Here is a 14,172-nt window from a genome sequence, read left to right as displayed (position 1 = left end):
ATCACCCAAACCGCGAAAGCCCGCAAGATCGCCCTCATCGCCACCGCACGAAAACTCCTCATCCGCCTCAACGCCATGCTGCGCGACAACGTCCCCTATCGCATCGCATGAACACAGTTGCCGGTCTGGGGCAACGAAACGCCGGCTGAGCCATTTTCGGGGAGGCGGAGGGCCGCGCGCGACGGGCAGGGCATGCGCCGAGATCCCCTTGCGTCAGACCGCGAGGGATGTCTGTGATCCATGTCACGAAGTGGGCGCCAGGGGCGCACCACGCCCGCACCCTTCGGCTCGCCATGGCGGCTGGCGAGAACGCACGGTCTTCCCATCACCCTCACGGCGCGGGACGGGCGCACATCGTCAGAACCGGAAAGTGTCAGAACCGGAAAGTCGCGCCGATCAGCGGTCCGCTCATGTCGATATCGAGCTTCATGCCGCCTCGGTCATAGTCGAGGGCCATGTGGCGATAGCCGGCGGACAGAAAGACGCGGTCGTTCACCCGGTAGTTCAGCGTGCCGACGGCCTGCCAGGTCAGGTTCGAGCCGGCGCCAAAGCCACCGACATCCGTATAGGCAATCACCGACCAGTCCGGCGCGAACTGCCACCGCGCCCGCGCCGCCAGCACCGGATCGAGCCAGGTATCGCTCTTGCTGGCGGCAAGGCCGGTGCCGCGGATGTTGACGCTGGCATCGATATGCCACAGGCGGGCGCCGGCCAAGAGGTCGAGCGTGAACTCGGGCCGGGCGACCACGGAATAGCCGCCGGCGAGCGTCGCAGAGAGTTGCCGCACCTGGCCGTGCACATCGAAGCCGAAGGGGGCGAAGGGCAGGGCGATGCGGTCCTGCTCGGTCACGGCCGACCAGGTGAAATCGCCGAAGATCACGAAGCGGTCGTAGCGGGCCGTACCGCTGACGAAGAAGGCGCCGTCGAGATTTTCGAGAATGTCGCTGAACGGACGGTCGAAGGAGGCCGTCGGCAGGAACGGGCGCGGCTTGATGTTGCCCGACAGGGAGGGCGCCCAGGCATAGGGCGTGACCTGGAAACGCCAGCCGTCCTCGGCATGGGCAGGGCGCGCCAGCAACTGGGCCGCTACGAGCAGCGCCGGCAGAAGGACGGCAAGGAACCGTGCCCCGCGGGCGATTCGCCGGCTGACTATGGGCGTAGAGCCCTCTGATCGGTCAACCATGGGGCCGCTCCTCCTTGCAACGCGCGATCAAGCCCGCACCTTGCAACGCGCGATCAAGCCCGCAGCGCGGGCGGGCTGCGAAGGCGACACGAAAGCTACTGCCCCGCAGATCGACGCGTCAATCGCCCAAGCGGCAATTTGGCGGCTTCTGTTGCCGTTTCGCCCGGGAGAGTGCCAGTTTCAGGCGGCCGAAAGACTTGGAGAATAGCCGTTTTCCTGCCCCTTCATCCAGTTGTCACGCCGGTTTCACGAGGCGGGGGCATCTTGAATATTTCGTCATATCCGAACGTAAATTGTCGAAACTGACGATAGTCTTTCCTGTGGTTTGACAGCCCTGTCGAACACGACCCAGAATGACATGCGTTTCGGCATGTTCAGCGAGGTGTGTGATGCTTCTGTGCGCCTGTTGTTTCACTGGGACCCCCTATCAGGATCGGGTTCCGATGGCCTGCCGCTGCGGGGCGCCGGAAACGCTTGCCGCCTATCGCCGCATGGAGGTCGAGCTGTCGCGCAGGGAGATGATCGGCGGCGCCGCCGCGGTCATGGGCATGTTCGCCGGTTTCGGTCTTGCTTCCTCGCACGCCCAGACGGGCGATCCGGGCCGGCCGCTGCTCCTCACCAATCTGCGGCTTTTCGACGGGCAGGAGCTGAGCATCCGCGACGATGTCGACATCCTGATCGAGAACGGCCACGTCTCCGCCTTGCCGCCAAAGGGGCAGGGACCGGCCGAGGCAATCCGGCTCGATTGCGGCGGCCGTGTCGCCATGCCGGGGCTGATCGACTGCCACTGGCACTCGACGCTGGCCAGCGTTTCGCAGGTCACGGCGCTCACCGGCGACATCGCCTATGTGCATCTTCTGGCCGCGCGCGAGGCCGGTGCCACGCTGTTGCGCGGCTTCACCACCGTGCGCGACGTCGGCGGGCCCGCCTTCGCGCTGAAGCGGGCGATCGACGAGGGCGTCGTCGCCGGGCCGCGGATCTTTCCCTCCGGCGCGCTGGTCTCGCAGACCTCGGGACATGGCGACTTTCGCATGCTCAACGACCTGCCAAGGGCCGACCGCGATCCGCTGAGCTATCCCGACCGGGTCGGCGTCACCGCGATCGCCGACGGCGCCGATGAGGTGCTGCGCCGGGTTCGCGAGCAACTGATGCGCGGGGCCAGCCAGATCAAGATGATGGCCGGCGGCGGCGTGTCGTCCGCCTACGATCCGCTCGACAGCACCCAGTTCACCGAGGCGGAGCTGCGCGCCGGCGTCGATGCCGCCTCCGACTGGGGCACCTATGTCTGCGTCCACGTCTACACGCCGAAGGGCATCCAGCGCGCCATCCGCGCCGGCGTGCGCTGCATCGAGCACGGCCAGCTCGCCGACGAGGAGACCGTCGCGATGATGGCCGACAACGGCATCTGGTGGTCGTTGCAGCCCTTCCTCACCGACGAGGACGCCAATGTCTATGCCGATCCGCGTATGCGCGCCGACCAGCAGCGGGTCTCGGAAGGGACCGTGCGGGCCTATGCAATGGCGCATGAGCTGGGGGTGCGCTCCGTCTTCGGCACCGATGTGCTGATGAGCCCCGGGAATGCGGCCTCGCAGGGACGCCAACTGGCCAAGCTCACTCGGTTCATGAGCCCGCTGGAGGCGCTGCGCGCGGCGACCGGGCGGGCCGGCGAGCTGCTTGCCATGTCGGGCGACCGCAACCCCTACCGCGCGCCGGTCGGCGTCGTGGCGCCGGGGGCGCTCGCCGATCTGCTGGTGGTCGACGGCGAACCCGAGACGGATCTCTCGTTCCTGGGAACGCCGGACACGTCGCTGCGGCTGATCATGAAGGGCGGCGAGGTGGTCCGCTCCAGCCTGTAGCGCGCGATTTTCGGCAAGTGGCGTCCCGGAATCCCCGCACGCGCGCGGACCTGCTCCTAGAGCCCTTTCGGCCAATTCGAAGTCAATTCTGCTTCTCGATTGGAGCGGCGATCCGGCGTCGAAACGGTCGCCGCGCGATGCCTTCGCATCGGGCAAGATCGGTTCGGCGTCGGGTGCCCGCCAATCGGAAGCCCTGCGGGACGGGCGATTTTGCGCCAATTCCAGCGCAAAGCCCCTTGTCCGTACCAGATACGGCCTGCGTGTCTTTGCTTGACCTTGTCACAAAATCGCTCCGTCAGAATGGCTCCGAATTGGCCGAAAGGGCTCTAGGTGTTTTCCGGACTAGGCCTTGCCGGCGCTCTGACCCAAATTCGACCGGACGTTTCCAGGGCCCCGGCCCCCTCCCGAGACCACGGATGCACCCATGACCAGTGATCGCGACCACGACATCGCCGAGGCCCATGCCCGCGATGCCGGCACCGTCCTTGCCGCCCTCGACACCACGCCGGCCGGCCTGTCGGCGAGCGAGGTCGCCGCGCGGCTTGCCAGATACGGCGAAAACCGGCTGCCGGCAGCGCCGCGCCGCGGGCCGCTGGTGCGCTTCCTCAGCCAGTTCCACAACCTGCTGATCTATGTGCTGATCGCCGCCGCCGCGATCACCGCGCTGATGGAGCATTACATCGATACCGGCGTCATCCTGGCGGTGGTCATCGTCAACGCGATCATCGGCTTCATCCAGGAGGGGCGGGCCGAGCAGGCGATGGACGCGATCCGCGACATGCTCGCGCCGCACAGTTCGGTGGTGCGCGACGGCCGGCGGCAGGGGATCATGGCGAGCCAGATCGTGCCCGGCGACATCGTGCTGCTGGAGCCCGGCGAGCGGGTGCCGGCCGACATGCGCCTGCTGGAGGCGGCGGGCCTGCGGATCGACGAGGCGCTGCTGACCGGCGAGTCCGTCCCGTCCGAAAAGGAGACGCAGGCCACGGCCGCCGACGCGCCGCTCGGCGACCGGCACGGCATGGCCTATAGCGGCACGCTGGTCACCGCCGGCACCGGCCGCGGCGTCGCGGTCGCCACCGGCCCGGCCACCCAGATCGGCCGCATCAGCGGGTTGCTGTCGTCGGTCGAGACCCTGACGACGCCGCTGGTCCACCAGCTCGACGGCTTCGCCCGCTGGCTGACCCTGTTGATCCTGCTGGTCGCCGGCCTGGTGCTCGCCTGGGGCTACTATGTCATCCACATGCCGTTCGACGAGCTGTTCATGGCCGTGGTGGGCCTCGCCGTCGCGGCCATTCCGGAAGGCCTGCCGGCCGTCCTGACGATCACGCTCGCCGTCGGCGTGCAGGCGATGGCAAGGCGCAACGCCATCGTCCGCCGGCTGCCGGCGATCGAGACGCTGGGCTCGGTCTCGGTGATCTGCTCCGACAAGACCGGCACGCTGACCCGCAACGAGATGCTGGCGGCGACGGTCGCCACCTCGCGCCACCTGTTCGCCGTCACCGGCGAAGGCTACTCGCCGGAGGGGACGATCCGGCTCGACGACCGGGACGTCACGGCCGGCGAGCATGGTGTGCTCGCGGAAATCGCGCGCGCGGCCGCCCTGTGCAACGACGCGGCCCTGCACCCGCACGAAGAGGGCTGGCGCACCGAGGGCGATCCGATGGAAGGGGCGCTGATGGCGCTCGCCGCCAAGATCTCCGGCGACGGCCACGAGCCCTATGGCGATCATGCGCGGCTGTCGGAGATCCCCTTCGACGCCGCCCATCGCTACATGGCGGTGCGCCATCGCAGCCCGGACGGCCACACGGACCTTCACGTCAAGGGCGCGCCGGAGCAGGTGCTGGCGATGTGCGCCGGCCAGCGCACCCCGGAAGGGGGGATCGAACCGCTCGACAAGGACTTCTGGACCCGCGAGATGGACGCGATCGCCGGCCGCGGCCAGCGGGTGCTGGCGCTCGCCACCGTCGACGACGCCTGGCAGCCCTCCGGCGATCCGGCCGTGCTGCGCAAGGAGGACCTGGCCGGCCGCCTCATCATCCTCGGCCTTGTCGGGCTGATCGACCCGCCGCGCCCCGAGGCGGTGGTCGCCGTCGCCGAATGCCACGGCGCCGGCATCAGGGTGAAGATGATCACCGGCGACCATGCCGGCACGGCGGCGGCCATCGGCCGGCAGATCGGCCTGACCAATCCCGACAAGGTGCTGACCGGCAACGATCTCGATGCCATGGACGATGCGGAGCTTTCGGCGCAGGTGGTGGAGACCGACATCTTCGCCCGCACCAGTCCGGAGCACAAGCTGCGGCTGGTGACGGCGCTGCAGGCGCATGGCCTGACCGTGGCGATGACCGGCGACGGCGTCAACGACGCGCCGGCCTTGAAGCGCGCCGATGCCGGCATCGCCATGGGCCGCAAGGGCAGCGAGGCGGCGAAGGAGGCGGCGGACCTGGTGCTCGCCGACGACAATTTCGCCTCGATCGCCGCCGCCGTGCGCGAGGGGCGCACCGTCTACGACAACATCAAGAAGGTGCTGAGCTGGACCCTGCCGACCAGCGGCGGCGAATCGATGACCGTCGCCCTGGCGCTGCTGCTCGGCATGGCGCTGCCGATCACCGCCGTGCAGATCCTGTGGGTCAACCTGATCACCGCCGTGACGCTGGGCATCTCGCTGGCCTTCGAGCCGACGGAGGACGGCACGATGCGCCGCGAACCGCGCCCGCGCCACCAGCCGATCCTGGGCGGGGCGCTGCTGTGGCACATCGTCATGGTGTCGGCGCTGATCCTGGCCGGGGTCTTCGGCATCTATTTCTACGCCATCGACCGGGGATACTCGCAGGATGTCGCCCGCACCATGGCGGTGAACACGCTGGTGGTGCTGGAGATCTTCCACCTGTTCTTCATCCGCAACATCTACGGCACCTCGCTGACCTGGAAGGCGGTGCAGGGCACGCCGATCGTCTGGGCCTGCGTCATCATCGTGACGCTGGCGCAGTTCGCCATCACCTATGTGCCGACGCTGCAGATCGTGTTCGGCACGGCGGCGGTGCCGTTCTTCGACGGCGTGCTGATCGTGATGGTGGGCGTGGCGTTCTTCGCGCTGATCGAGATCGAGAAGCAGTTGCGGCTGGTGTTCCGCCGCAACGGCGGCGGCGAGCACTGACAGGGAGGGGGACGACGGGGGCGAGGGAAGACGGGGCGAGGGAAGACGGGGCGGGGGAAGACGGGGCGAGGGAAGACGGGGACGGAGAACGACGGGGGCGGCGGTGGGCCGGGCAGGGCCGACCGCCGCCGCTTTTCCGCCTATTCGTAGACGGTCTGCAGGCCGGCGCGCTCGCGCAGGCCGTCGCGATAGATCGCCTTGAACAGCGACACGCACATCAGCACCATCACCAGCGAGAAGGGCAGGGCGCCGATCACCATCGCGGTCTGGATGGCCTTCAGGCCGCCGACGAGCAGCAGCGCGGCGACGACGAGGCCGAGCGTGATGCCCCAGAACAGGATGTGCGGGCGCGCCTTGGGGCCCTCGTCGCCGGCGGCATTGATGGTGTTGACGATGAGCACCGCGGAGTCCGCCGAGGTCACGAGGTAGGTCATCAGCAGCACCACGATCAGCACCGCCATCAGCCAGCCGAGGACGGGCGAGAGCATGAGGCCGGTCATGGCGAAGATCTTGTCGCCGTCCGGCACCGAGTTGATGGCGCCGCCCGCGACCCCGGTCAGTTCCATTTCGATGGCGGTGCCGCCGGCGAAGGCGAACCAGACGAAGCACATGATGGCGGGCGCGATCACGGCGCCGACGACGAATTCGCGGATCGTGCGGCCCTTGGAAATGCGCGCCAGGAACAGGCCGACGAAGGGCGCGAAGGCCACCCACCAGGCCCAGTAGAACACCGACCAGGCGCCCTGCCAGCCCTCCAGCGCCTGTGCCGTGTCGCTCTCGCCGGAATAGACGGTGAAGATCATCGAGGGCAGTGCCAGGACATATTCCAGCCCGCCGACGAACAGCGCGTTGAGGCCGAACCAGCTCGAGCCGAACAGCAGGAAGAAGCAGAGCAGGAAGGTGCTCAGCACCATGTTGAGGTTCGAGAGCCACTTGATGCCCTTGCCGACGCCCGACAGGGCGGACAGCGTCGAGGCGCCCATGATGATCAGGATGGCGACGATGATGCCGAGCGAGGAGGCGGTGCCCTGCTCGTTGATCAGCCAGCTACCGATCCCGATCCGCGCCATGCCGGCAACGAACTGCTCGACGCCGAAGCCGAGCATCTGGGCAACGCCGAGGATGGTGGCGATCACCGCGACGATGTCGATGGCATGGCCGACCGGCCCCGACAGGCGGCTGCCGAACAGGGGCGCCAGTGAGGAGCGGATGGTCAGCGGCAGGCCGCGGCGATAGGCGAAGAAGGCGAGCGCCAGACCGGCAACGGCATAGGACGACCAGGCCGAGAAGCCCCAGTGCAGATAGGACCACTTGAAGGCATTGAGGACGTTGTCCGCGCCGCCGGCGGTCGCAAGGCCCTGGATGACGTCCGGATTGCGGTTGAAGTGGTAGATCGGCTCGGCGACCGCCCAGGTCAGCATGCCGACGCCGATGCCCGCACCGAACATCATCGAGAACCACGAGAAGCGCGAGAATTCCGGCTCGTCGTCCGGCCCGCCGAGTTTCATCCGGCCGGCCGTCGGCCAGGCGACGAGGGCGACGCAGGCCAGCACGAAGGCGGCCATCACATAGAAATACCAGGTGGCGAAATTCGCCAGGATGAAGCTGTTGAACCCGGCGAGGATCTCGCCGGCCTGCTGCGGAAAGGCCACCGCCCAGATCACCAGCGCGCCGACCGCCAGTTTCGAGGTGATGGTCACGTCGATGATGAAGCCGTTGTAGAAGCCGCGTTCGGCGATCTTGATCGGCAGGTCGACCAGGGGTGGTTTGAGGTTCATCCGTCCGTTCCTTTTCTTGGTCATTGCGGCGCGAAGGCTATTCGCCGCGGGGGAACCTCTGCCTCTCCTCCAGGACATTGAGGTCCATGTGGTTGCGCATGTAGCGCTCGCTGGCTTTCTGCAGCGGTTGGTAATCCCAGGGAAAATGCGCGCCGTTGCGCAGCGCCGCGTAGACCACGAGCCGGCGCGCCTGCGACTGGCGCACCTCGGCATCGAAGCGGGCAAGGTCCCAGCGGGCGGCGGCGAGCTGTCGGAAGCGCGCCAACTCGCCCGCGTGCCGAGGATCGCCGGCAAGGTTCGCCCGTTCGTCCGGATCGGCGTCGAGGTCGAAGAGCTGTTCGGGATCGAGCGGGCAGGCGGTGTATTTCCACCGGCCCTCGCGCAGCGCCACCATCGGCGCATAGGAGGCCTCGGCGGCATATTCCATTGGCACCGGCGCGCGCACCGCCTCTCCCCGCGCCACCGGCACCAGGCTCTCGCCATCGGTCCAGGGCGCGATCTCGCCGAGCGGGATGCCGGCCAGATCGCACAGGGTGGGCGTGACGTCCAGCGTGGAGACAGGATCGGCGACGAGAGCCGGCGCAAGGCCGGGGGCGGCAATCATCAGCGGTACCCGGGCGGAGCCTTCCCGGAAGCTCATCTTGAACCAGAGGCCGCGCTCGCCGAGCATGTCGCCATGGTCGGAGACGAAGAGGACGATCGCCTCCTGCCGGGTCCGCTGCAGCGCATCGAGGATCTCGCCGATCTTCTCGTCGAGATAGGAGATGTTGGCGAAATAGGCCCGGCGGGCCCGGCGGATGTGCGCGTCGGTGATCGTGTAGGAGCGCCAGTCGTTGGCATCGAAGATCCGCCGCGCATGCGGATCATGCTGCTCGTAGGCGAGAGCGGGAACGCGCGGCGCAAGATGCGCGCAGTCCTCGTAAAGATCCCAGAAGCGCCGGCGCGCCACGTAAGGATCGTGCGGGTGGGTGAAGCTGACCGTCAGGCACCACGGCCGGTCATCGTGGCCGCGCGAAAGGTCGAGCACCTTGCGCATTGCGTGATAGGCGACCTCGTCGTCGTATTCGAGCTGGTTGGTGATCTCGGCGATGCCTGCGCCGGTGACCGAGCCCATGTTGTGGTACCACCAGTCGATCCGCTCGCCCGGTTTGCGATAGTCCGGCGTCCAGCCGAAATCCGGCGGATAGACATCCGTCGTCAGCCGCTCCTCGAAACCATGCAACTGGTCGGGGCCGACGAAATGCATCTTGCCCGACAGCGCGGTCTGGTAGCCGGCGCGGCGCAGGTGATGGGCGAAGGTGGGAATGTCGGAGGCGAACTCGGCGGCGTTGTCATAGACCCTGGTGCGTGAGGGCAACTGGCCGGACATGAAGGAGGCCCGAGCCGGCGCACAGAGCGGCGAGGCGGTGTAGGCATTGGCGAAGCGCACCGAGCGCGCGGCCAGCCGCCTGAGGTTCGGCGCATGCAGCCAGTCTGCCGGCCCGTCCGGGAACAGGGTGCCGTTCAACTGGTCGACCATGAAGATCAGGATGTTCGGCCGGCCGTCCGTGTCCGGACGGCCATCGCCCGCGCCATGCATCCGCATTGCCCCCGCCGCAGGTATGTGACTGAATGTTTTGCTTAGCTTGACGGACGGAAACCGCCTCTTCCACAGAGAGTTTTCTATGAATAACATAAGCCGGGATTATATCTTTCTGAGCCGGCACGCCGCCGGGCTCTGCGCCTTCGTGGTCGTCGCCCGCCATGGCCAGTTGTCGGCGGCGGCGCGCGAATTGCGGATCTCGCAGCCCGGACTGAGCCAGCGGCTGAAGTCCCTGGAGGACAGTCTCGAGATCACGCTGTTCGAGCGGACCTGGCGCGGGGTGCGGCTGACGGGGGAAGGGGCGGACCTGCTGGCCGCCGTCGATCCGCTGCTCGGCACGCTCGCCGCCGATTTCCGCCGCTTCGCCCAGCGCAACCGCACGCCCTCGGTGCTGGTCTCGGTCGATTTCGCCTTCGCTTCGCTGTGGCTGCTGCCGCGCCTTGCCCGGCTGCGCGAGGCGGTGCGGCCGGTCGATCTGTCGATGCTGACCTCGCAGCAGCCGGAATTGGCGGCCGGTCTCAGCGTCGACCTGACGGTGCGCATGGCCGAGGAGGGCGACACCGAAGCGGGAGAGACGAAGCTGATGGACGAGCGTGTGTCGGCCGTCTGCAGTCCGGAGTTCCTGTCACGCTATCGCGGACTGACGGAGCCGGCCGATCTCCTCGGCCTGCCGCTGCTCAGCCTGTCGACCCCCGTCACCTCGCATTGGCATGACTGGAAAAGTTGGTTCGCGCATTTCGGCCTCACCGATCGGCCGGGCCATGAGCGCACCCATTTCACCAGCTATGACATCGTGGTGCGCGCCGCGCAGGCCGGGCTCGGCATCGCGCTCGGCTGGCACGGGCTGATCGACGACATGCTGGCGCGCGGCGAGTTGGTGCAGGCCCTGCCACATGTCGCGACCAGCAATCGCGGCTACTATATCCGGGCCGCGCAGGACACGCCCGCCGCCGCCGCCCGGCGCGTGCACGACTGGATCCTGGCCGAAGCCGGGCGGGCGGCATGACAATGGAGCAGGCGGGCACGGCACGGGAGGGAGGCGCGCGATGCTGCTGAGACGCGAGGTGCTGGAGGGGATCAGGGCAGGGCGGATCAGCCTGCAGTTCCGCCGCTGGAGGCGCCGCACGGTCACACCGGGCGGGACCCTGCGCACCGCGATCGGCGTCCTTGCCATCGGCGACATCTCGCCGGTCGAGGCGGGCGCTGTGACCGACGACGACGCCCGCGCGGCCGGCTTCCCGGATGCGGCGGCGCTGCGCGACTGGCTGGATGGCGGCAGGCCGGGGACGCTGGAGCGGATCGAGGTGTCCTGGGCCGGCGAGGACCCGCGTGCCGGGCTGCGCGAGGAGGCCAGCCTCGACCCGCAGGCGCTGGCGGAGATCGCCGGGCGGCTCGACGCCATGGACGGGCGGGCGCGCGAGGGGGCCTGGACCGGGCGGATCCTGGACCTGATCGCCCGCAACCCGGAGCGCCCGGCGGCGGAACTTGCCGCCGCGATGGGCCTGGACAAGCTCGCCTTCAAGACCCGCGTGCGCCGGCTCAAGGAGCTCGGGCTGACCGAGAGTCTGGCGGTCGGCTACCGCCTGTCGCCGCGCGGGGCGCGCGTCCACGCGGTCCGGTCGGCGCGGCCTTGACAGATCAATAACCGTTCGGTTATGAGATAAACCCATAGCCATGGAGTTATGGGTTTCATGCCGCACGCCCAAGACACTGCACAAGTCACTGGCCCAGACATTGGCCCAGACATTGGCCAAGACGCTCTCTTTCGCTCGCTCGCCGATCCGACGCGGCGGGCGATCTTCGAACGGCTGTGCCGCGACGGCGAGCAGAGCGTGGGCGCGCTGACGGCGCAGGCCGGCGTGTCGCAGCCGGCGGTTTCCAAGCATCTTGCGGTGCTGAAACAGGCCGGGCTGGTGCGCGACCGGCAGGCGGGGCGACAGACCCACTACAGCGCCGACGTCTCGGCCCTCGCTCCGCTGGCCGACTGGACGCGGCGAATGACCGGCTTCTGGGAAGCCCGCTTTGACGCCCTTGAAGACCTGCTTGGAAGGATGGATCAGTGACGGATACCCATGAAGACACGCTGTCGGTCGTCGTCGAACGCGATATCGCCCACCCGCCGGAGCGGATCTGGCGGGCCTTGACCGAGCCGCATCTGATCGAGGAGTGGCTGATGAAGGGCGACTTCCGCCCCGCCATCGGCCATCGCTTCGGCTTTCGCGCCGACTGGGGCTCGGTCGACTGCGAGGTGCTGGACATCGAGCCGCCGCTCCTGCTCGCCTATAGCTGGGGCGACCACGATCTCAAGAGCATCGTCACCTGGACGCTGACCCCGACGCGCGGGGGAACGCGGCTGCGGATGGAGCAGACCGGCTTCCGCCGCGACCAGCCGCGCTACTATGGCGGCGCCAAGGCCGGCTGGCCACATTTCCTCGACAAGATGGAAGAGGTGCTGGCGCGGATGGAGTGACAGGCTCCACCGCGATCCGAACCACACCGTCACCCTGAACCTGGAACTTGTCATGACCCGAAACGGATGGATCCGACAGACCCACCGCTGGCTGTCGCTCGCCTTTACCCTGGCGGTCCTCGCCAATATCGCCACGAATCTTGCCGGCACGGCCTCCGTCTGGGTGGGGGTGCTGGCGCTGGTGCCGCTGATCCCCTTGATGCTGACCGGCCTTTGGCTGTTCGCCCAGCCCTGGCTCGCGCGGCGGGGCGGGACAGCGGGGGCGACCAGAGAGGCCCGTCCCTAATCCCGCCGCAGCGGCGCGATGAAGGGGCTGTCGAGCAGGCGGGCGGCATCGAGATGGTGCGGGGCGATCCGGCCACGATCCGGCAGGGCGCCGTCGGCGAGCAGCGTCAGCAGGCTGGCGGCATAGCCGGTGGCGACCGAGGTCAGCGCGTTGAACGGCCCGTAGGCGGCATTGGGCGCGAAGCGGTAGCGCAGCGTGCGCTCGGCCTGCTGGCGGCCGCGCTCACCGCGCGCGGTGAGCACCACATGCAGCACGTCGTCCTCGATCAGCGGCAGGCCGTTGGACAGCAGCGTGCGCAGCAGGTCGCGGCGATGGCGCAGGCCGAGATCGTCGAGCAGGAAGCGCATGTAGTCGAGATGGCCCGGATAGCGCAGGGTCTTCACCGTGACGTTGCGCGGGGTGAAACCGGCGAGCGCATCGAGATCGGCAAGCCCGCCGGCGGTGATGAAGGCCTCGTAGCCGATGCCGTCGAAGGTGAGCCGCTCATACTCTTCCAGCGGGGTCAGTTCGACCGCGGCGCCGTCGCGGATGGCGGCGCTCGGGCGGGTGTATTCCTCGATCAACCCGTCGACATTCCAGATCTGGCCGTAGCCGAGCCGGTTGGTGGGATGGCGCGGAATGGCGCCGACCCGGATGACGAGATCGGAGACCGGCGCGAAGTCCTTGAGCAGGCCGCAGGCGAGCACGCCGATCAGCCCCGGCGAGACGCCGCAGCCGGTGAGCACGGCGCGGTGGCCGGCAAGGGCGTCGAGGCTGGCGCGCGCGGCCCGGGGCGTCGGGATGAAGTCGAGATAATGCGCCTTCACCAGAAGGGCCGCCTCGGCGACGCGGGCGACGGCCTGGTCCGGCACCGCCGCGACGACGATGTCCTGCCCCTCGATCAGGCGGTGCGCCTCCTCGCCGGGAGAAAGGTGGCGCAGGGTCAGCGGCAGGCCGAGGCCCTGCAGCCGGTCGAGCGCGTCGTCGGACCCGTCGACCACCTGGACGGCGAAACGGCCGTGGCCGGCAAGGACGGTTGCAAGCGCCGTGCCGACATGGCCGGCGCCGAACAGGGTGAGCTTGACCTGCGACATTTGCTAGCCCTTGAACCTGGCGACGAAGGCCTGCAGGCGCGGGTTCGTCGGGTCGAGAATGACCTCGGCCGGGCTGCCCTCGGCGGCGATGACGCCCTGGTCGAGGAACAGGACCCGGCTCGCCACCTCGGCGGCGAAGGCCATCTCGTGGGTGACGATGGCCATGGTCATGCCGGCCTCGGCAAGGGCGCGGATGACGGCGAGCACCTCGCCGACCAGTTCCGGGTCGAGAGCGCTGGTCACCTCGTCGAGCAGCAGGACTTCCGGACGCATGGCGAGGGCGCGGGCGATGGCGACGCGCTGCTTCTGGCCGCCGGACAGGTGGTTGGGATAGGCCGAATGCTTCTCGGCGAGCCCGACCTGTTCGAGCAGCGCCATCGCCTCCTCTTCCGCCTCGCGGCGCGGCCGCTTGCAGACGATCACCGGACCCTCGGTGACGTTCTGCAGCACGGTCTTGTGCGGAAAGAGGTTGAAGTGCTGGAACACCATGCCGACATGGCGACGCAGCGTGCCGATGCCGAGGTCCTCGCCGCGATCGCGGAAGCCGTCGCGCACCCGTTTCTGGCGGAAGCGGATCTCGCCGCCGGTCGGGGCCTCCATCCGGTTGAGGCAGCGGATGAAGGTGGACTTGCCGGAGCCGGACGGGCCGATCAGGGCGACGACCTCGCCGCGCGCAAGGCCGAGGTCGAGACCCTTCAGCACCTCGTGATGGCCGAAAGTCTTGCGCAGGCCGATGGCCTCGATGACGGGGGCGGGCGCGGCGGACAGGGATGTGTCGGTCATCTGG

12 protein-coding genes are annotated in these 14,172 nt (G+C 68.4%); 7 read left to right on the top strand and 5 right to left on the bottom strand.

Features of this window, described 5'->3' with window-relative positions; all coding sequences use genetic code 11:
• Positions 1-373: 373 nt before the first annotated feature.
• Complete coding sequence (locus TSB10GB4_RS23110) at positions 374-1,183, bottom strand: hypothetical protein (RefSeq protein WP_186397661.1); 810 nt, start codon at positions 1,181-1,183, stop codon at positions 374-376.
• A gap of 443 nt (positions 1,184-1,626) precedes the next feature.
• On the opposite strand from TSB10GB4_RS23110, the gene TSB10GB4_RS23105 reads away from it, so the two are divergent.
• Together TSB10GB4_RS23105 and TSB10GB4_RS23100 are read left to right on the top strand one after the other, a co-directional pair.
• Positions 1,627-3,039 (top strand): amidohydrolase family protein, encoded by a 1,413-nt coding sequence (locus TSB10GB4_RS23105; protein WP_186397660.1) that lies wholly within the window; start codon positions 1,627-1,629, stop codon positions 3,037-3,039.
• A 424-nt stretch (positions 3,040-3,463) separates the two neighbouring features.
• Positions 3,464-6,196 (top strand): cation-transporting P-type ATPase, encoded by a 2,733-nt coding sequence (locus tag TSB10GB4_RS23100; RefSeq protein ID WP_186397659.1) that lies wholly within the window; start codon positions 3,464-3,466, stop codon positions 6,194-6,196.
• A gap of 140 nt (positions 6,197-6,336) precedes the next feature.
• On the opposite strand, the gene TSB10GB4_RS23095 is transcribed toward TSB10GB4_RS23100, so the two are convergent.
• Positions 6,337-7,974, bottom strand: a complete 1,638-nt coding sequence (locus TSB10GB4_RS23095) for a BCCT family transporter (RefSeq protein WP_186397658.1) — start codon at positions 7,972-7,974, stop codon at positions 6,337-6,339.
• A 37-nt stretch (positions 7,975-8,011) separates the two neighbouring features.
• Positions 8,012-9,553 (bottom strand): choline-sulfatase, encoded by a 1,542-nt coding sequence (gene betC / locus TSB10GB4_RS23090; protein WP_186397667.1) that lies wholly within the window; start codon positions 9,551-9,553, stop codon positions 8,012-8,014.
• 85 nt (positions 9,554-9,638) lie between these two features.
• On the opposite strand from betC, the gene TSB10GB4_RS23085 reads away from it, so the two are divergent.
• The 5 genes from TSB10GB4_RS23085 to TSB10GB4_RS23065 are packed head-to-tail and all read left to right on the top strand — an operon-like array spanning position 9,639 to position 12,312.
• Complete coding sequence (locus tag TSB10GB4_RS23085; RefSeq protein ID WP_186397657.1) at positions 9,639-10,562, top strand: LysR substrate-binding domain-containing protein; 924 nt, start codon at positions 9,639-9,641, stop codon at positions 10,560-10,562.
• A gap of 40 nt (positions 10,563-10,602) precedes the next feature.
• Complete coding sequence (locus TSB10GB4_RS23080) at positions 10,603-11,190, top strand: winged helix-turn-helix transcriptional regulator (RefSeq protein WP_186397656.1); 588 nt, start codon at positions 10,603-10,605, stop codon at positions 11,188-11,190.
• A 57-nt stretch (positions 11,191-11,247) separates the two neighbouring features.
• Positions 11,248-11,619 carry a helix-turn-helix transcriptional regulator gene (locus tag TSB10GB4_RS23075; protein WP_186397666.1) on the top strand — a complete coding sequence of 124 codons (372 nt, stop codon included), beginning with the start codon at positions 11,248-11,250 and terminating at the stop codon, positions 11,617-11,619.
• Positions 11,616-12,026 carry an SRPBCC domain-containing protein gene (locus TSB10GB4_RS23070; protein ID WP_186397655.1) on the top strand — a complete coding sequence of 137 codons (411 nt, stop codon included), beginning with the start codon at positions 11,616-11,618 and terminating at the stop codon, positions 12,024-12,026. The genes TSB10GB4_RS23075 and TSB10GB4_RS23070 overlap by 4 nt, the downstream gene beginning before the upstream one ends.
• A 52-nt stretch (positions 12,027-12,078) precedes the next feature.
• Positions 12,079-12,312 (top strand): hypothetical protein, encoded by a 234-nt coding sequence (locus tag TSB10GB4_RS23065; RefSeq protein WP_186397654.1) that lies wholly within the window; start codon positions 12,079-12,081, stop codon positions 12,310-12,312.
• On the opposite strand, the gene TSB10GB4_RS23060 is transcribed toward TSB10GB4_RS23065, so the two are convergent.
• Complete coding sequence (locus tag TSB10GB4_RS23060) at positions 12,309-13,385, bottom strand: saccharopine dehydrogenase family protein (protein ID WP_186397653.1); 1,077 nt, start codon at positions 13,383-13,385, stop codon at positions 12,309-12,311. The two genes, TSB10GB4_RS23065 and TSB10GB4_RS23060, sit on opposite strands and share 4 nt — an antisense overlap.
• A gap of 3 nt (positions 13,386-13,388) precedes the next feature.
• Positions 13,389-14,168 carry an amino acid ABC transporter ATP-binding protein gene (locus TSB10GB4_RS23055; RefSeq protein WP_186397652.1) on the bottom strand — a complete coding sequence of 260 codons (780 nt, stop codon included), beginning with the start codon at positions 14,166-14,168 and terminating at the stop codon, positions 13,389-13,391.
• Positions 14,169-14,172 lie beyond the last annotated feature (4 nt).

The organism is Stappia sp. TSB10GB4 (assembly GCF_900185745.1).
In the GTDB taxonomy this organism is placed as follows: domain Bacteria; phylum Pseudomonadota; class Alphaproteobacteria; order Rhizobiales; family Stappiaceae; genus Stappia.
The sequence above is the reverse complement of the archived record's forward strand: the minus strand, read 5'-3'. Positions and strand labels throughout refer to the sequence as shown.

Coding starts and splice junctions, on each gene's coding strand:
- betC (WP_186397667.1), bottom strand. CDS start 9,553: ATGCATGGCGCGGGCGATGGCCGTCCGGACACGGACGGCCGGCCGAAC.
- TSB10GB4_RS23080 (WP_186397656.1), top strand. CDS start 10,603: ATGCTGCTGAGACGCGAGGTGCTGGAGGGGATCAGGGCAGGGCGGATC.
- TSB10GB4_RS23055 (WP_186397652.1), bottom strand. CDS start 14,168: ATGACCGACACATCCCTGTCCGCCGCGCCCGCCCCCGTCATCGAGGCC.
- TSB10GB4_RS23105 (WP_186397660.1), top strand. CDS start 1,627: ATGGCCTGCCGCTGCGGGGCGCCGGAAACGCTTGCCGCCTATCGCCGC.
- TSB10GB4_RS23085 (WP_186397657.1), top strand. CDS start 9,639: ATGAATAACATAAGCCGGGATTATATCTTTCTGAGCCGGCACGCCGCC.
- TSB10GB4_RS23060 (WP_186397653.1), bottom strand. CDS start 13,385: ATGTCGCAGGTCAAGCTCACCCTGTTCGGCGCCGGCCATGTCGGCACG.
- TSB10GB4_RS23075 (WP_186397666.1), top strand. CDS start 11,248: ATGCCGCACGCCCAAGACACTGCACAAGTCACTGGCCCAGACATTGGC.
- TSB10GB4_RS23065 (WP_186397654.1), top strand. CDS start 12,079: ATGACCCGAAACGGATGGATCCGACAGACCCACCGCTGGCTGTCGCTC.
- TSB10GB4_RS23110 (WP_186397661.1), bottom strand. CDS start 1,183: ATGGTTGACCGATCAGAGGGCTCTACGCCCATAGTCAGCCGGCGAATC.
- TSB10GB4_RS23095 (WP_186397658.1), bottom strand. CDS start 7,974: ATGAACCTCAAACCACCCCTGGTCGACCTGCCGATCAAGATCGCCGAA.
- TSB10GB4_RS23100 (WP_186397659.1), top strand. CDS start 3,464: ATGACCAGTGATCGCGACCACGACATCGCCGAGGCCCATGCCCGCGAT.